Origin of the sequence: Rhodanobacter sp. A1T4 (genome assembly GCF_014207185.1) — a bacterium.
GTDB lineage: Bacteria > Pseudomonadota > Gammaproteobacteria > Xanthomonadales > Rhodanobacteraceae > Rhodanobacter.
The window spans coordinates 425,468-442,770 of the sequence record NZ_JACHCP010000004.1 but is presented as its reverse complement, the minus strand read 5'-3'; the positions used below and the strand labels follow the sequence as shown (position 1 = coordinate 442,770).

The window sequence follows — 17,303 nt, the reverse complement described above, 5'->3', positions numbered from 1 at the left end:
CAGATGCTGCCATTGCAAATCCATCTCACCTTGCCGCCCTGGATGGGCGATGTCGCCGATATCGGACGACCCTACATGAGCGATGAGGAGCGCGTAGGACTGGCAATTGAGTTGTCGCGGCGCAATGTGGCGCAGCAAAGCGGCGGCCCATTCGGTGCCGCCGTATTTGATGCCGAGAGTGGACGTCTGATTGCTATCGGCGTGAATCGGGTCGTGCCGCAAAGCTGCTCGGTTGCGCATGCCGAAATCATGGCGTTGATGGTCGCGCAGCAGCGCCTCGGCCAGCACCGGATCAACCAGGCCGGCAGTCGCTATGTGCTGGCCACCAGCTCACAACCATGCTGCCAGTGCTATGGCGCCACGGTATGGGCGGGCATCGATGAACTGCTGATCGGCGCGCGCGCTGAAGACGTCGAGGAACTCACCGAGTTCGATGAAGGTCCGCTGCCGAGCGACTGGATAGGTGAGTTGGAACGTCGCGGCATCGCCGTGCGCCGCGACATCCTGCGCGATCAGGCACGCAGCGTTCTGGCCGACTACGGCGCAGCCGGTACGGTCTATTGAATCGCCTGCGCGCCTCGCTACCGCTGATCCTGCTTATACTGGCCGGCATCGTGCTGTTTGCGTCGGGCGCGCTCGATCGGCTCACGCCACAGCAGCTTGTCGCGCATCAGAGTCAGATACATGCACATATCGCTGCGCACCCGTGGCTGAGCCGCCTGGTCTTCATCGGCCTGCTGACGCTGACGATGTGCACCGGCATTCCCGGCACGATCATCGTGATCCTCGCCGGTGGCTTCGCGTTCGGCGTGCCGGAGGGTACGTTGTGCTCATCGGTCGCTCTGACGCTGGGCTCGCTGATCCTCTTCCTCGCCAGCCGCTATGCCTTCGGCACCGGCAGCCGCAAGCCGCCGGCCATCGCGGTGAAACTGCATCACGGATTCGAATCTCACCCGGTGAGTTACACGCTGTTTTTGCGCTTTCTGCCGATCCTGCCATTTGGCGCAGTGACGGTCGGGCTGGCATGGCTGCGCTGCCCGCTGTGGCTGTTTATCGGCGCAACCTGGTTGGGTGGCACGATCACGCTGATTTTCGAAACCTCGATCGGTGCAGGCATCGGCACGGTGCTCAGTCAAAGCACCAACTTCAGCATGGATCTCTTCATGCATCGCGAAGTGCTTTTGCCCTCGGCCGCCCTCGCCGTGCTGGCGTTGCTACCGTTGCTGATCGAGCGGATGACCCGGCGTTTCCGGCAGCCCACCAAGCGCATTGACTGATTGCCGGGCAGCTGGCGGCTAGAGATAGCACGCCATATTTGGGCAAAAAAAAGCGCCCTGCGGGCGCTTCGAAATTCTGGTGGGTCGTCCGGGATTCGAACCCGGGACCAATAGATTAAAAGTCTACTGCTCTACCAACTGAGCTAACGACCCAACGAACAAAAGCCAGCCCGCAATTTTACGTGCTGGGCGTCGGCGGCACAAGCAAACGCGTCACACGTAGCGAGTCGGATCAGGCAAACCGGCTTCGCGGAAGCCCTGGGCACGCAAACGGCAGGCATCGCAGTGGCCGCAGGCACGGCCTTCGCTGTCGGCGTTGTAGCAGCTGACGGTCGCGGAAAAATCGATACCGAGGCGCTGACCTTCGCGCGCGATATCGGCCTTGCCCATGCGCATCAGTGGCGCGTGGATACGAATACCGGCGCCTTCGACGCCGGCCTTGGTGGCGACATTCGCCAGCGTCTCGAAGGCTTCGATAAAGGCGGGACGACAGTCCGGGTAGCCCGAATAGTCCACCGCATTGACGCCGCACCAGATGTCGCTGGAGCCTAATACCTCGGCCCAGCCCAGTGCGATCGAAAGCATGATGGTGTTGCGCGCCGGTACGTAGGTCACCGGGATATCGCTGCTCTCGGCGGTATCGAGCGGTACGTCGATATCTGCCGTGAGGGCGGAACCGCCGATACTGCGCAGGTCGACGGTCACCGTCTTGTGTTCGACTGCGCCGAGCATGGTCGAGACACGGGCAGACGCCGCCAGCTCCGAGCTGTGACGTTGCCCATAGGCCACGCTCAAGGCGTGTACCTGATAGCCCTGCTCACGCGCCAGCGCGATGGTAACGGCCGAATCCATGCCACCGGAAACGAGCACAACAGCCCTAGGTAATGACTTTTCTGACATGAGGAATTCCACACTGGATTGACCGGTCACCGGCCACAAACGCCACCGACAACACAGGCCGGCGCGCGGGTTTTCTTGTCGCTTGCAGCAACGTGGCCACAACGCGGATTTTGTTGAAGAGTGCGGCCATGGATGGCCACTTTTTGATCTTCGCGCTCATGGATGAACGCACAAATCATCTCCCGGCCGCATCGTTCCACAGCAGCTTGTGCAACTGCATTTGAAATCGCACCGGCAATTTGTCTTCGATAATCCACTCAGCCAGCTCGCGCGGCTGTACTGCCCCGTGCACCGGCGAAAACAGCACCATGCAGCGCTGCGCCAGCGCATGCTCGACCAGCATCACACGCGACCATTCGTAGTCGGCGCGGCTGGCGATCACGATCTTGATCTGGTCGTGCGGCAGCAGATGATCGAGGTTCGACCACAGATTGCGTGCACTCTCGCCCGAATCCGGCGCTTTCAAATCCATGATCTTATGGACACGCGGGTCGACCGACGCAACGTCAATAGCGCCCGATGTTTCCAGCGACACGTCGTAGCCGGCATCGCAGAGTTTGCGCAGCAGGATCAGGCAGCGCTTCTGCGACAGTGGCTCGCCGCCGGTGACGCACACATGCTTGACGTCGTGCTTGGCAACCTCGGCAAGGATATCGTCGATCGCATGCCAGTCACCGCCGTAAAACGAATACTCGGTATCGCACCAGACGCAGCGCAACGGACAGCCGGTCAGACGAATAAACACCGTGCGCCAGCCGATCGCATCGGCTTCGCCCTGGATCGAGTGGAAAATCTCGGTGATGCGCAGCCGTTCGGGGATCACCGCAGCCGGTGCGGGGGAGACCGCGCCAGCGCTGTCACTATTCACGGGCGAAACCTCAGTTGGCCGACGACTGCTGAATCTGACGCAGCCGCTCCTGAGCCAGACCGGCAGCCTTGGAACCAGGGTACTTGCTGGCCACTGAGGTCAGTGTTGCCTTGGCTTGCGGCATCTGTTTCAACTCCAACTGGGAGTAACCCAGCTTGAGCAAAGCATCAGGCGCCTTTTCGCTCTGCGGAAATTGGGTCAGCAAATGCTGAAAGGCATCGAGCGCGACCTGATAATTCATCGTCGCGTAGTACGACTCGCCCAGCCAGTAAAAGGCGTTAGGCGTCAGCGCATCGCTCGGATACTTCTGGATGAAGCCGCGAAAATCTCGCGAGGCCGATACGTAGTCGCCGGCACGAATGGCTTTGAAGGCAACGTCGTAAGCAGCGGCCGCGCCTGGATCAGCCGCCGCATTGGCCCCTGCATTGGGAGCAGCATTTGCCGGCCCAGCGGGTGCAGCCGCTGACGGATTATTCGGGGGTGACGCGGGTGGAGCGTTAGCAGGTGCATTGCCGGCCGGCGCTTTGGAAGCCGCGGTACCCGCATTACCTGCCTCAAGGCGGCCAAGCCGGGCATCGATATCGCCGTATTGCGCCTTGTTCTTGTCATCGAGTTGCTGCTGGCTGTGCTGCAGTTCCTCGATCTGTCCCTGCAGTTGCTGGACCTGCGCCTGCAATTGCTGCATCTGGTTGACCATGCCGATGCCGCCCTGGTCCTTGTTCTGCGCCTGCTGTTCGAGCTGCGTGACACGATCTGCAAGACTCAGACGCGACTCCTGTGCTGTTACCGCCGTCGAAAAAAACATGGCGGACGCAATCGCGCCCGCCATGCTGATTCTGGCCGTAAAACTGTTAGCCAGTGGCTTCTTCATACGTGTTGCTTACTCGGCGGTGTAGACGATCTCGACGCGACGATTCTTGCTCCAGCAATCCTCGTTGTGCTCGCGGCAGACCGGCTTCTCTTTGCCGTTGCTGATCACGTTGATCTGGCTGGCCGAACCGCCGGCTGCCGTCAACGCATCGGAGACAGCCTTGCCGCGACGCTCGCCGAGGCCCAGGTTGTACTCACGCGTGCCGCGCTCGTCGGTGTTGCCTTCCAGACGCATCTGCGAGGTCGGACGATCCTGCAGGTACTTGGCGTGGCAAGCCACGATCTGCTGGAACTCCGGCTTGATCTCGGTCTGGTTGAAATCGAAGTACACAACGCGCTGGCGCAGGCAGGCGTCGGTCTCGAGATCGCCCTGCTTGTACTTGCCAGTGCTGGTGTCATTGCTGGTCATGGCGCCCTGGTCGACAGGGGCCTGCTCAGCCATCGGCTTGACAGCTTTCTTGGTGCAGGCGGCCGCGCTGACGCACAGCAGGGCGACCAAGGCGATTTGTGCGGTCTTATTCATGGTGATATTCCTTAACGGTTGAGTTTCCGACAAACGATGACGATTGGGGTAGCGGGACAGCGACGCCGGTAGGCCGGCTGTTATTTTGACACTACTGTAAGCGTGATTGTGCATCATTTTACGCAATCACACATACATATTGGCCACGACACAACCAAGTATCGCGGCCAAAAACCAAATCGCTCGCAAGCACCCTTCGACCCCATCCCTGGGCGATGATGCCGGCGCGTATTCGCGCCCGGCATCATTCAAAGATCAGCGCTCGCGGTACGGGCCCCAGGAGGGCTCACGCACATCGCCGTCTGACAACACCAGCCGCTGACGAACGTTGCCGTCGGCTGATACCGAGTACAGCACGCCGCGAGTGCCATCGGTAGCGGCGTACAACAACATGCTGGCATTCGGTGCAAAGCTCGGGGACTCGTCATAGGGACCTGGCGATACGAACCGCACTTGGCCACCCAGACTCTGGTCCATGATGGCAATACGATACACGTTCCCGTTGCCCTGCACCATGGCGATCTGCTTGCCGTCGTAGCCTACCGCAACGTTCTGGTTGTTCTGGCCCTGAAAGCTGATACGCGTGGCACCGCCGCCGCTGGCCGATGTCTGGTAGATCTGCGGCCGACCGGAGCGATCCGAGGTGAAGTAGATGCTCTGACCATCCGGCGACCAGACTGGCTGGGTGTTGATGGAAAGGTTATCCGAGGTTACGCGGGTTTCCTGACGGCTGGCCATGTTCAGCACATAGATATTCAAATTGCCCGAGAACGACAGCGCCACGGCCAGCTTGCTGCCGTCCGGCGACCAGGCCGGTGCGCCGTTGATGCCCTTGGGGTGCGACTCCACCAGCTGGCGCGAGCCCGTCGTGATGTCCTGCACATAGATGTTTGAATTGCCACTTTCGAACGATACGTAAGCAATTTTCTTGCCGTCCGGCGACCATGCTGGCGAAAGCAGCGATTCCTTGGAGCGGGCAACCACTTGCGGATTGAAGCCATCCGAATCAGCGACCAGTAGCGAATACGTCGTGTTGTTACCGAGACCGACCGCGGTGATGTAGGCAATACGCGTCCAGAAAGCCCCGCGCACACCGGTGATCTTCTGGTAGATGGCGTCAGCGATCTGGTGCGCCACATTGCGCAAATCACCGACCGGCGCTGGCTGCATGGCCTGTGAGAGCAGGCTCTGCTGCTTGTTCACGTCCCATAGCTCGTACTCCACCTGCACCATGCCGTTGCCGGCATCCTTGATGCGGCCGACCACGATGTAGTCCTGCTTGAGCAGACGCCAGGTGTCGAACTTGATATCCGAGCCCTGCGACGGAAGCTCGACGATGCTCGACTTGTCCAGTGCGCGGAACTTGCCGGAACGGTTGAAATCGTTGTGGATGACATCGGCCACATCGGTCGGAGGCGGCGACCCGCCCTGCAGGGCGAAAGGCACGACCGTGATTGGTGTCGACGAAAGAGTCCCTTTGACGATCTGAATATTGAGCGACGACTGCGCACTCGCCGGGAGGGTGATCAACGCCAACAGCACTGCGAGTACTAAAACTAGGGTTTGAGTGAGTTTTTGCATGGCGTGATGATTACGGCCTGAAGGTGAAGGTTAGGTTGCGCTGGAACACTTTTTCAAAACCCTTGTAGGGCAGTGTCTTGGTTCGCAGCACCGCGTTTTCGACCGAACGTCGGCCGGCATCATCGTATGGACAACTCGGATCAACATTTGCAGAAAGAACGTCACCGCCAGGTGACTGAACAATATTTACTTCACATGGGGCGGCCGTGATGTTATCCGGCCGCAACCAATTTGGCGTGACCGCATTCTGAATGGCGGCAGCGTAGGCACTGCTTAGATCGGTATGGTCGCTGTTGTTGCCGCTCTGCAGCTGGTCGGCCTTGGGCAGATCAGGCTGGCTTTGGTCACTGGCATTGGCCAAATCCTGCTTCTGCTGCTCGGCCTGTTTGCTGAGACTTTTGGTCTGGTTGGCTGCCGCGTCCATCTTGCGGAACAGCTCATCAACCTTCTTTTGTTCCTCCTGCTTTTTCTTCACTGCCTGCGCGTCGATCTCCGACTGGCGCTGCTGCTCTTTTTCCTCTTGCAGCTTTTTGGCATCGTCAGCCTTTTGCAGCGCATCCTCGACCACTTTTTCTTGATCCACCACGTCCGGATGCTCCGGCGGCGGCGGCAAGGTCTTGATCTTCGGCTCGTCAGGCTTGGGCGGCGTCGGCGGTGGAGGCGGCGTGGTGGGTGGCGGCGGCACGGCATCGGGAACCGGTTTGGTCTTCACGGTTTTTGGCGGTGGGCTGCCGGTCGGACCGATAAACACGGCCTGGATCACCTGCCCCTGCAAATTCAGCGGAGGCGTACAGGTAATCGGGTTCATCCACGCAGGCAGGCCCAGCGCGTTGACAAAGTTTTCGAAGCTCGAGCACGGCAGAGTCGCGAGGAACAGAAACGCCACGATACCGACGTGCAGGATGGCGGAAAGTATGACCGCCTTCGGCGTGCCCTTACTTTCGTCCATTCGTCCCGCCCGACCCCGGCTGACTCAGCAGTCCGATCTTGGTCACCCCGGCTTGCTGGAGGATCGGCAGGATCACGTACACCTTGCCGTAAACCGCATTCTTGTCGCCTGCGAGTATTACCTGCAGATCGGGATCGGCCTGCTGGAACGCAGTGATCTTTTGGGTGAATTCATCAACGCTCACCGGATCGGCTTTTCCATCGCCGACCTTGAGAAAAATCTGCCCGTTCTGGTCAATCGAAATCACCACGGGATCTTTGATGTCCTTCAGTGATTTGGCATTGCTCTGTGGCAGCTGCACCGGCACGCCCAGGCTTTTCATCATCGGTGTGGTGACCATGAAAATGATGAGCAGCACCAGCATCACGTCGATATACGGGACGACGTTGATCTCGGACTTGAGCTTGTAGCGTTTGCGACGCTGGGAAATGGCCATGGGTACTGCTCCGCTCAGGCCACGTCGTCGGTCTGGATCTGCCGCTGCAGCACCGAGGAGAATTCTTCCTGGAACACCTCGTAATGCGAGGCCACACGCTCGACCTTGGTCGCGAAACGGTTATAGGCCCATTGCGCCGGGATGGCGGCGAACAAGCCCATCGCAGTGGCGATCAGTGCTTCGGAGATATGCGGCGCGACCACGGCGATGGTCACGTCCTTCATTTCACCCAGGCCCTGGAACGCGCCCATGATGCCCCACACCGTACCGAATAGGCCCACGTAAGGGCTGATCGAACCGACGTTGGCGAGAAATTCCAGATTGCGCTCCAGCAGGCCGATCTCGCGGGTGCCGGTGACGCGCATGGCACGCTCGGAGCTTTCGACCACACTGCGTACATCGTGTGTCTTGCGCTGGCGCTGGCGTGCGAATTCGCGAAAGCCCGATTCGAAGATGTTCTCGATGCCGCCAGCGCCGCCGCGATTGCTGACTTCGCGGAACAACTGGGCCAGGTCGCCACCGGACCAGAAGCGCTCCTCGAACGCCTCGGCATTCTCCATCGCTGCCTTGGTCTGCGAATGCTTGCGTATGATGATGACCCACGACATGAAGGAAAACACCACCAGCACCAGCAACACCAGTTTTACTGGAATGCTGGAATCGGAGATCAGCGAAAAAATATTCAGTCCACCGTTCATTGCTTTAGGGTTCTCCGCCGGTCGGCTTGGTTGGGATAGATCAGGTTGTCTTGTGGCACACCGTTTTTCGATCACCCGCTCAAGGCAGCTGCTTCAAACGGGCTAGCACGGCGTCACTCTGTAAGAGGATTTTCTAAACAGATCCAATGGATCACATCGGGTAAATCGAATTTCACGAAAGCGAATCGGCAGCAAAAAGATCCGACGGAATTAGCGCCGGCCGCATGCGTCCAAGGTCGACACAAGCCACGCGAACCTTCGCCCGAATCAGGCAACTGCCGTCTGCTCGCGTAACCGCCTGCGCGAACAGGATACTGGCTGCACGCTGCTCTTTGACTTCCACCGTTACCGACAGTTCATCATCCAGCAGGGCAGGCTTGAGAAAATCGATCTGCATATCACGGACCATGAAGGCCAGCCCGGTCGCCTGCTTGAGCGCCACCTGGTCGATACCAAGCCCGCGCAGCCACTCGCTGCGGGCACGCTCCAGAAACCGCAGATAGCTGGCGTGATACACCACACCACCGGCGTCAGTGTCTTCCCAATACACCCGGATGGTCCAGCTGAAAGGTAACGATACTGCTGGCTCGTCAGACATCATCAGGCTCACCCGGAAACAGGTCGGCCGCTACGGCCTGGCGCGCTGGCGGCGTCAGCCCCAGGTGGCGCCAACCCTTCGCACTGACCATACGACCACGCGCCGTACGGATGAGGTAACCCTGCTGGATCAGGTAGGGTTCGACCACGTCTTCCAGCGTGCCGCGATCCTCACTGAGCGCAGCAGCCAGCGACTCGACGCCAACCGGACCGCCGTCAAAGTTCTCCACGATCAGGCTGAGCAGGCGCCGATCCAGCTCGTCGAAACCTTCCGGATCGATCTTTAGCATATCCAGCGCGGCTTGCGCCGCAGCCAGTGTGATCTCACCTTCGGCACGCACTTCGGCGTAGTCACGTACGCGGCGCAGCAGGCGGTTGGCGATGCGAGGCGTACCACGGGAACGGCGCGCGATTTCGGTGGCGCCTTCCGGCGCGCAGACGATACCCAGGATGCGCGCCGCACGCCGCACGATCGCGGTGAGTTCCTCGGTCGAGTAAAACTCCAGCCGCTGCACGATGCCAAAGCGATCACGCAGAGGAGCGGTAAGCATGCCGGCGCGGGTCGTCGCGCCGATCAAGGTGAACGGTGGCAGGTCAAGTTTGATCGAGCGCGCCGCAGGGCCTTCGCCAATCATGATATCGATCTGGAAATCTTCCATCGCCGGATACAGCACTTCCTCGACCACCGGCGACAGGCGGTGGATCTCATCGACGAAAAGCACATCGTTCGCTTCGAGGTTGGTCAGCAGCGCGGCGAGATCGCCAGCGCGCTCCAGCACGGGACCCGAAGTAGAGCGCACGTTGACGCCCAGCTCATTCGCAATGACGTGGCTGAGCGTGGTCTTGCCCAAGCCCGGCGGCCCAAAGATCAGCACATGATCCAGTGCACCACCGCGTTTTCTGGCCGCTTCGATATAAATCGACAGCTGCTCACGCACCGCCTGCTGGCCGAGATATTCGGCGAGTCGACGGGGACGGATGGTGGCCTCGAGAGCCTCGTCATCCAGCTGCGCGGCAGCGGTGATGATACGTGTTTCGGTCATGCGTGAATTATGGCAGGTCGGAAACGGGGAATCCCGACCATACGGCTATCTGAAATCACGAGCGCGCCCTCGACCGCAATCAGATCTCCACCTGCGCCCCGAGCTCGATGAGTCGATTACCCGGAATCTGGAAAAACGCAGTTGCCGGCAGCGCGTTGCGCGCCATGAACACGAATAACTTGTCACGCCACAGCGCCATGCCGGGACGCCGTCGATCGGCGACGATGTTTTCGCGCGACAGGAAGAACGTGGTATCCATCATGTCGAACATCAGACCCTCTCGGCCGCAATCCATCAGCGCCTGTGGAATATTCGGATATTCCGCAAAACCGAAATGCAGCTCCAGCCCGTAGAACTCGTCGCCCAAGGGAATCAGGTTGATACGCTCTGACTTCTCGGCCACCGGCGTCTCCAGCATTTCCACAGTCAGCAGCACGTTGCGCTCGTGCAAGACCTTGTTGTGCTTGAGGTTATGCAACAGCGCATGCGGCACCGAGTGCTGGTTGCCGGTCAGGAAAACCGCCGTACCCGGCACGCGCAGCGGTGGATGCTGTCCGATGTTTTCGATGAAAGGCTTGAGCGCGAGACCCGATTGCTTGATCTCGCGCAACACCAGCTCGCGACCACGACGCCAAGTCGTCATCATCGCGAAAACCACCACACCCAACGCCAGCGGAAACCAGCCGCCGTACTCGATCTTGATCAGGTTGGCACTGAAGAACGACAGGTCGATCAGCAGAAACAACACACCCACGCCAATCACCGCGGCCAGGTTCCAGCGCCATTGATAACGCGCCACGACCAACGCCAGCATCGAGGTGATCGCCATGGTGCCGGTTACCGCAATGCCATAGGCCGCGCTGAGATTGTCGGACGAGCGAAAGCCCAGCACCGCCAGCATCACCATGATCAGCAGGAAATAATTGACCCATGGCACGAACACCTGGCCAGACATTTCGTTCGACGTATGCACCACCGCCATGCGAGGCGAATAGCCCAATGACATCGCCTCGCGCGTCATCGAATAGGCACCGGAGATCACCGCCTGCGATGCGATCACCGTGGCCACGCAAGCCAGCGCAATCATCGGAATCTTCAGTACGTCCGGTGCCAGCCGGAAGAACGGACTGTCGATTGCCGAAGGATCGCTCAGCAGCAGCGCGCCCTGACCGAAGTAATTCAGCACGAGTGCCGGCAACACAAAGCTGAACCAGGCAAGCCGGATAGGCTTTTTCCCGAAATGCCCCATGTCCGCATACAGCGCCTCGGCGCCGGTAAGCGCCAGCACCACACCGCCCAGGGCAATAAAGCCCTGAAAGCCGTGCAGTTGGAAAAACCGGATCCCGTACCAGGGGTTCAAGGCCTGCAGCACGTGCGGGTTGTGCATGATCATGTGCACGCCGAGCAACGCGATCACGACAAACCACACCACCATGATCGGCCCGAACAAGCGCCCCACATGTTCAGTACCGCGGCGCTGGATGGCAAAAAGGACCAGAAGGATGACCAATGTAATCGGCACGACCCAGCTGGACATGTGCGGTGCGACGACCTTTACACCCTCCACTGCGGACAGCACCGAAATCGCCGGCGTAATCACACCGTCTCCGTAGAAAAGCGACGCGCCGAAGATGCCCAGAATTGCCAGCACCCAGCGCAGATTTGGCTGGTCGCGCACGCTGCGCTGGGCCAGTGCCATCAGCGCCATGATGCCGCCCTCGCCCTTGTTATCGGCGCGCATGATGAACACGACGTATTTCAGCGATACCACCAGAATCTGTGCCCAGAAAATCAGCGACAGCACGCCGAAGATGCTTTCCGGCGTCGGCTTCATGCCGTCATGGGTCAGCGTGACTTGCAGCGTGTATAGCGGGCTGGTGCCGATGTCGCCGTAAACCACGCCGATCGCACCCAACGCGAGCACCGCGAGCCGACGGCGCATATCTGTCGTCGCTGCATCACCCTGCACAGTTGTCTGACTCACGGAATCAACCTCCCAACACGGCGCGCAGCGCCTTGCGAATAATGGCTTCGGCGCTGTCGCCATCGGCGGCAACTTTCTGCACCAGCCGTGTCACTTCAGCCGGCTTGTAACCCAGTTGTTGCAATGCCACGGTGGCCTCGCCAGCCGCATCCAGCGGCATCTCGGCACCGTTGACGCGGGTGCCCGGCGAGCTGGCAAGCCCGTCGACGCGATCGCGCAGTTCCACCACGATGCGTTCAGCGGTTTTTTTGCCGATCCCGGGAATCTTGGTCAACGCCACCACGTCACCGGTTTGCACCAGCCGCGCAAAATGATCGGTCGACACCCCTGACAACACCGCCAGCGCAATTTTTGCGCCGATACCACTGACCTTCTGCAGGCTGCGGAACAACGCACGCTCGGACTCATGCATGAAACCGTACAGCGCAACACTATCTTCCTTGACCGCGTAATGCGTGAGCAGAATCACTTCCTTGCCGGTGGCCGGCAGGTCGTAGATGGTCGACATCGGCGCTTCCAACTCGTAGCCAATGCCGCCAACTTCAATCAGCAGCCGTGGCGGCTGCTTGGACAACAGGATTCCCCGAAGACGGCCAATCATCGTCCTGGTATCTCGGCGACCTTGGTCGACACGTGCGAATCAATCGATTTCATCGGCGGCGTCTCCAGGCTGTACGTGGAATGCCGACACGAGCCAGGCTCGCCCGCGTGTGGGCGTGTGTCACCGCGATTGCCAAGGCATCGGCCGCATCCGCCTGCAACGGCCCCTTGATTCCCAGCAGAATACCGATCATGTGCTGCACCTGAGTCTTGTCGCTGCGACCGCTGCCCACCACGGACTTCTTTACTTCCGTTGCCGCGTATTCGTGCACTTCAATACCGCGACTCACCACCGCACAAATCGCCGCACCGCGCGCCTGCCCCAGCTTCAGCGCTGAATCCGGATTACGTGCCATGAATACACGTTCGATGCCGCATTCAGCCGGTTGATGCGTGGCGATGATGTCACAGAGTTCGTCAAAGATGCGTTTGAGCCGCAGTGGGAAAGTCGCCTCGCCGGTCACCGCCAGCGCGCCATGAAAAACATGGCTGAGCTTGCCCGAATCATCCACATCGATGATGCCGACGCCGGTGCGCTGGCTGCCCGGATCGATGCCGATAATACGCGTCATGAAGCTCGACTCACGGAGACAGGCAAAACGTCATAATGGGCAGCCGGATGCGGCGGCGGGAAACCCGCCGGCAGCGCTTACGGATGAACCTCGGCGGGCAGCAGGGCGTTGTGATAAACGTCATGCACATCGTCCAGCTCTTCGAGCCAGTCGATCAGGTCCAGCAGGGTTTCCTGAGCTTCGGCGGGTACTGCCGTGCGATTGGCTGGCCGCATCACCACTTCAGCACGTGCGGGCTTGAGACCTGCGGCAAGCAATGCCTGCTGCACCGTCTCAAGACTGTCTGGAGTGCAGAGCACATTACTTTCACCCGCCTCATTCACCACATCGTCAGCGCCCGCGTCGAGCGCGGCTTCGAGAATTTTTTCTTCCAGTGCCTCATCGCCGGCGGTCTCGAATACCAGTTCGCCACAGCGCTGGAACTGGAACGCCACCGAACCACTGGTGCCCAGGTTGCCACCGTGCTTGGTCAGCGCATGACGTACGTCGGCTACGGTGCGCACCGGGTTGTCGGTCACGCAATCGATGATGAAAGCGATACCGGCCGGACCATAGCCCTCGTAGCGCATCTCGTGCATTTCGGCGCCGCCATCGGCACCGGAGCCACGCTTCACTGCACGATCAATGGTGTCGCGCGTCATATTGGCCGACAGCGCCTTGTCGATCGCCGTGCGCAGGCGTGGGTTGGCAGCCGGATCGGCCACACCGGCGCGGGTGGCAACGGTGATCTCACGGATCAACTTGGTAAACACCTTGGCGCGCTTGGCGTCTTCGACGCTCTTGCGACCTTCGATGGACGGACCTCTACCCATGACGATTCCTGCACTGCGCGAATGGACAAGCCGGTGATTTTACCGCACTCGGGCCGCGAGGCTGCAAAACCCGCGATGGCCCGAATGAATGGTTCAACCGGATGAAACGGAACTCGGTGGCACCGAACCGATTTTCGAGGGCGCTCCCGCCCCCATCGCAAATGAGCCTTGGCGCAGAAATCGCCCGGTATGGAGTGCCACATCGGGCGAAAACAGCAGCCCAGTATGACTGGTATCGACCACGCAGTGATCAGCCAGACCGGGCAAGCGGGTTTCTTCCACCGCCACGGTACCGTCATGCTCGCCTTCGATACTGGCCAATACGGCTCCCAGCCCGATCGGCGAGCGGCCGGCAATCATGCCAACCTCGCGTGGCCCGCTCCATTGGCCAAAGCCTTTTTCCAGCAACTCGCGATTATGTCCCAGCAACACCTCACTACCGCGGCCCCAGCGCGCAAAGCCACGCGCCGCCGCACTGCCCATCAACGGTGAACCAAGACACACGATGCGGCCCGCCGGCAGCTCTCCCTCTTCATGACAGACCTGCAAGGCCAGCAGTCCGCCCAGGCTGTGACCGACCAAATGCACCGACACGGAATCCTCGGCCAGCAACTGCATGCGCTTGTGCAGACGGGCGAGAATGCGCTCCTGTGAGTTGGCGACGCTCATATAGTCGAAGCGATGGACGCGAAAACCCTGCTCGATCATGCGTCGATGCAGCATGGCCAACGCGAAACCGCGCATCCACAGGCCGTGTAACAGGATGACATGTTCGGTCATGGGACAGGGGTTCGGTGGGCATGCGTAAAAGATAACCGCAAACAGAGCACGCCTGCGGTGTGAGACTGAATTGTGCCTCGCGACGACAGCATTAAATGTCAACGCGCGGCACTATCCTGGATAGAAAGCAGTAGTAGCAGCCCATTGCTTAATGAGCCCGAGGGGTTCAGCTTATCGGGTCTGCGGCCACGCGCACATGCAATTCTTTCAGCTGCGCGTCGCTGACCATCGACGGCGCATCCGTCATCAGATCCTGCGCGCTGGTGGTCTTGGGGAACGCGATAACGTCACGAATCGACTCGGTACCGGCCATCAGCGCTGCAATGCGGTCGATACCGAAAGCCAGACCACCGTGTGGTGGCGCACCGAATTTCAGCGCTTTCAGCAGGAAGCCGAACTTCATCTCGGCCTCTGCCGCGCCTATGCCAAGCAGCTCGAACACGGCACTCTGCATCTCCGGGCGATGGATACGGATCGATCCGCCGCCGATCTCGTTGCCATTGAGCACCATGTCGTAGCCGCGACTCACAGCGGTCGCGGCATTGGCGCGCAGGTCGCCGATGTCATCGACCTTCGGCGCAGTGAACGGGTGATGCAGGGCCACGTAACGCTGCGCCTCGTCGTCGTATTCGAACATCGGAAAATCGCTAACCCACAGCGGTTTCCAGCTGTCTTCGACCAGGCCGCGATCCTTGGCCACTTTCAGCCGCAGTGCACCCATGAAGTCGGTAACTGTCTTCCAGCTGCCGGCGCCGAAGAACAGCATGTCGCCGCTCTGCGCGCCGGTCGCCTTGAGCACATTCGTCAGCGCTGTGTCGTCGAGAAATTTCGCCACCGGCGAATTGATGCCCTCGCGCCCCTTCGCCAGATCGTCGATGCGCAGCCAAGCCAGACCCTTTGCACCATAACGAGTCACGTACTCGCTGAGCTGATCGATTTCCTTGCGGGTCAGCGTGCTCCCACCCGGGACCCGAAGCGCAGCGACACGGCCGCCGGCATCGTTGGCCGGCTCGGCGAATACCTTGAATTCGACATGCTTCACCGCATCGGCGATATCAATCAGTTCGAGTGCAATGCGCAGGTCGGGCTTGTCCGAGCCGAATCGACGCATCGCCTCGGCCCAGGTCATGCGCGGGAAGGCGGCATCCAGCTCGACGCCCTGCACTTCCCGGAATACGTGGCGAATGAGTTCCTCCACAAAATCCTGTACGTCCTTCTCTTCAACGAAGGCGAACTCCAGGTCGAGCTGGGTGAATTCGGGCTGGCGATCGGCGCGCAAATCTTCATCGCGAAAGCAGCGGGCGATCTGATAGTAGCGATCGAAACCGGCCATCATCAGGATCTGCTTGAACAGCTGCGGCGATTGCGGCAGCGCATAAAACTGGCCCGGATGCACGCGGCTGGGCACCAGATAATCGCGGGCACCCTCCGGTGTCGCCTTGGTCAGGATGGGCGTCTCGACATCCTGGAATCCACGCTCATCCAGGTAACGGCGCAGCGCCTGTACCAATTTGATGCGCTTGCGCATCATCTGCTGCATCTCGGGGCGACGCAGATCGAGGTAACGATACGTCAGACGCATCTCCTCGTTCGGATTTTCATGCATGGCGAACGGCAGGTCTTTCGCAGCGTTCAGCACTTCCACCGTATCGGCCAGCAGTTCGACCGTGCCGGTTTTCAGCTTGTCGTTGACCGATACGCGCTGGCGCAGCGTGCCGGTGACGCGCAGACAGTATTCGTTGCCGATCTCACCGGCGATAGCAAAGGCGGCTGCGTTGTCGCGCTCGATCACCACCTGGGCCAGACCCTCGTGGTCGCGCAAGTCGACAAAGGCCACGTGAGCTTGCAATCGAACCTTGTTGACCCAGCCACAAAGCGTGACCGTCTGGCCAATCAACGACTCATTGATGAGGCCGCAATAGTGCGTGCGCATGCGCTTGAAACTCCGGGCCGCAGAACGGCTGAATCAGGTGGAAAAGACCCCGAATCTTACCACTGCAGCGCCTGACCAAGAACGCTGGTCGCTACGAGCTGCCTCAATCCCCGCCACCGGACGACCCCGATGGCGCGGGCGCGGGTGTTGCTGCCGCAGGCGCGGGTGCCGCAGAGGTAACCGCGGCCTTTTCGGAGGATTCGGACTTGGTCCCACTGCTATCACTGCTGCTTTCAGCAAGGTTGCGCTTTTTATCGCCGTCTTTCTTGAAGTCGGTCTCATACCAGCCGCTTCCGGCCAATCGAAACGACGGTGCACTCACCCGGCGCCTGAGCTGTGGCGCATCGCAACCAGGACAGATCGTGGGATCTTCGTCGGACAGCTTCTGCAAACGGTCAAAACGATGACCGCAGCTGGCGCACTCGAACTCGTAAATAGGCATTCAAACTCCGTACTGTCCAGCCAACACTAGGCCGGCAACACACCATTATCGGCCCGTTCGAGTGGATTTCAACGTCACCATCAGTAAACCGCGTCCCATGCGAGAAACGCCCACCTCCCGGTTACCGACATCCTCGACACCCGCAAATGCCAATATTTCGGACACGCCGACCCAAGCCTTATTCTTCAATATGGACTTCTAGACGTCCATTTAGTCAAAAATTTCCGGGTGATTTTCGTAAAAGGATTTAGCAATTTCTTGCTGTGCAAGACCACCCACTGCGGCCATCTTACTTTCGGCGCCGGAACGCCGCGCGCCAGATTGCTGCGTCACAGCACGTTAAGCGTGATCGACCCAACTATTGTTTCAAATGTAAGCATTTGTTTTTATTTGCCAAATGTTATCTATTTCAAAAATTGTGAAGTTGTGTGAATTATT

The 17,303-nt window shown here is 59.8% G+C and carries 19 protein-coding genes and 1 tRNA gene; 2 read left to right on the top strand and 18 right to left on the bottom strand.

The genetic code is table 11. The features are described from left to right. The first annotated feature begins 3 nt into the window (after positions 1-3). Together HDE80_RS10620 and HDE80_RS10615 are read left to right on the top strand one after the other, a co-directional pair. Positions 4-564 carry a nucleoside deaminase gene (locus HDE80_RS10620; RefSeq protein ID WP_184670629.1) on the top strand — a complete coding sequence of 187 codons (561 nt, stop codon included), beginning with the start codon at positions 4-6 and terminating at the stop codon, positions 562-564. After that, the gene (locus HDE80_RS10615) at positions 561-1,277 is read left to right on the top strand and encodes a VTT domain-containing protein (RefSeq protein ID WP_184670627.1); all 717 of its coding nucleotides are present in this window, start codon (positions 561-563) and stop codon (positions 1,275-1,277) included. Before HDE80_RS10620 ends, HDE80_RS10615 begins: the two co-directional genes overlap by 4 nt. A gap of 77 nt (positions 1,278-1,354) precedes the next feature. Here the strand turns inward: HDE80_RS10615 and HDE80_RS10610 are convergent. The 18 genes from HDE80_RS10610 to HDE80_RS10525 form a co-directional block, all read right to left on the bottom strand. Further along, positions 1,355-1,430 (bottom strand) — tRNA-Lys (locus HDE80_RS10610). A gap of 60 nt (positions 1,431-1,490) precedes the next feature. Next, a complete protein-coding gene (queC, locus tag HDE80_RS10605; RefSeq protein ID WP_184670625.1) occupies positions 1,491-2,177 on the bottom strand; it encodes a 7-cyano-7-deazaguanine synthase QueC in 687 nt (228 codons plus the stop codon). A 175-nt stretch (positions 2,178-2,352) separates the two neighbouring features. Beyond that, positions 2,353-3,045, bottom strand: a complete 693-nt coding sequence (gene queE / locus HDE80_RS10600) for a 7-carboxy-7-deazaguanine synthase QueE (RefSeq protein ID WP_345776438.1) — start codon at positions 3,043-3,045, stop codon at positions 2,353-2,355. A gap of 10 nt (positions 3,046-3,055) precedes the next feature. Further along, positions 3,056-3,916, bottom strand: a complete 861-nt coding sequence (gene ybgF, locus HDE80_RS10595; protein WP_255483675.1) for a tol-pal system protein YbgF — start codon at positions 3,914-3,916, stop codon at positions 3,056-3,058. Between the two features lie 9 nt (positions 3,917-3,925). Next, a complete protein-coding gene (gene pal / locus HDE80_RS10590; protein WP_184670623.1) occupies positions 3,926-4,438 on the bottom strand; it encodes a peptidoglycan-associated lipoprotein Pal in 513 nt (170 codons plus the stop codon). Between the two features lie 255 nt (positions 4,439-4,693). Continuing rightward, positions 4,694-6,019, bottom strand: a complete 1,326-nt coding sequence (tolB, locus tag HDE80_RS10585) for a Tol-Pal system beta propeller repeat protein TolB (protein ID WP_184670621.1) — start codon at positions 6,017-6,019, stop codon at positions 4,694-4,696. 10 nt (positions 6,020-6,029) lie between these two features. After that, positions 6,030-6,968 (bottom strand): cell envelope integrity protein TolA, encoded by a 939-nt coding sequence (locus HDE80_RS10580; RefSeq protein ID WP_184670619.1) that lies wholly within the window; start codon positions 6,966-6,968, stop codon positions 6,030-6,032. Continuing rightward, positions 6,955-7,404 carry a protein TolR gene (tolR, locus tag HDE80_RS10575; RefSeq protein WP_184670617.1) on the bottom strand — a complete coding sequence of 150 codons (450 nt, stop codon included), beginning with the start codon at positions 7,402-7,404 and terminating at the stop codon, positions 6,955-6,957. Before tolR ends, HDE80_RS10580 begins: the two co-directional genes overlap by 14 nt. Before the next feature lie 14 nt (positions 7,405-7,418). Next, the gene (gene tolQ / locus HDE80_RS10570; protein WP_184600737.1) at positions 7,419-8,102 is read right to left on the bottom strand and encodes a protein TolQ; all 684 of its coding nucleotides are present in this window, start codon (positions 8,100-8,102) and stop codon (positions 7,419-7,421) included. Between the two features lie 172 nt (positions 8,103-8,274). Continuing rightward, positions 8,275-8,700 carry a tol-pal system-associated acyl-CoA thioesterase gene (gene ybgC, locus HDE80_RS10565; protein WP_184670615.1) on the bottom strand — a complete coding sequence of 142 codons (426 nt, stop codon included), beginning with the start codon at positions 8,698-8,700 and terminating at the stop codon, positions 8,275-8,277. After that, positions 8,693-9,742, bottom strand: coding sequence for a Holliday junction branch migration DNA helicase RuvB (gene ruvB, locus HDE80_RS10560; RefSeq protein WP_184670613.1), 1,050 nt, complete (start codon positions 9,740-9,742; stop codon positions 8,693-8,695). The genes ybgC and ruvB overlap by 8 nt, the downstream gene beginning before the upstream one ends. 79 nt (positions 9,743-9,821) lie before the next feature. Further along, positions 9,822-11,684 (bottom strand): potassium transporter Kup, encoded by a 1,863-nt coding sequence (locus HDE80_RS10555; RefSeq protein ID WP_184601115.1) that lies wholly within the window; start codon positions 11,682-11,684, stop codon positions 9,822-9,824. Between the two features lie 46 nt (positions 11,685-11,730). Further along, entirely contained in the window at positions 11,731-12,327 is a 597-nt protein-coding gene (gene ruvA / locus HDE80_RS10550) for a Holliday junction branch migration protein RuvA (RefSeq protein ID WP_184670611.1), read from the bottom strand. A 49-nt stretch (positions 12,328-12,376) separates the two neighbouring features. Further along, complete coding sequence (ruvC, locus tag HDE80_RS10545; RefSeq protein WP_184600733.1) at positions 12,377-12,898, bottom strand: crossover junction endodeoxyribonuclease RuvC; 522 nt, start codon at positions 12,896-12,898, stop codon at positions 12,377-12,379. Positions 12,899-12,975: 77 nt separating this feature from the next. Continuing rightward, positions 12,976-13,710, bottom strand: a complete 735-nt coding sequence (locus HDE80_RS10540; protein ID WP_184670609.1) for a YebC/PmpR family DNA-binding transcriptional regulator — start codon at positions 13,708-13,710, stop codon at positions 12,976-12,978. Between the two features lie 93 nt (positions 13,711-13,803). Then, entirely contained in the window at positions 13,804-14,490 is a 687-nt protein-coding gene (locus tag HDE80_RS10535; protein WP_184670607.1) for an alpha/beta fold hydrolase, read from the bottom strand. Between the two features lie 166 nt (positions 14,491-14,656). Next, complete coding sequence (gene aspS, locus HDE80_RS10530) at positions 14,657-16,423, bottom strand: aspartate--tRNA ligase (RefSeq protein WP_184670605.1); 1,767 nt, start codon at positions 16,421-16,423, stop codon at positions 14,657-14,659. A 103-nt stretch (positions 16,424-16,526) separates the two neighbouring features. After that, positions 16,527-16,865: a zinc ribbon domain-containing protein gene (locus HDE80_RS10525; protein ID WP_184670603.1), complete on the bottom strand. Its 339-nt coding sequence runs from the start codon at positions 16,863-16,865 to the stop codon at positions 16,527-16,529. Positions 16,866-17,303: the final 438 nt, after the last annotated feature.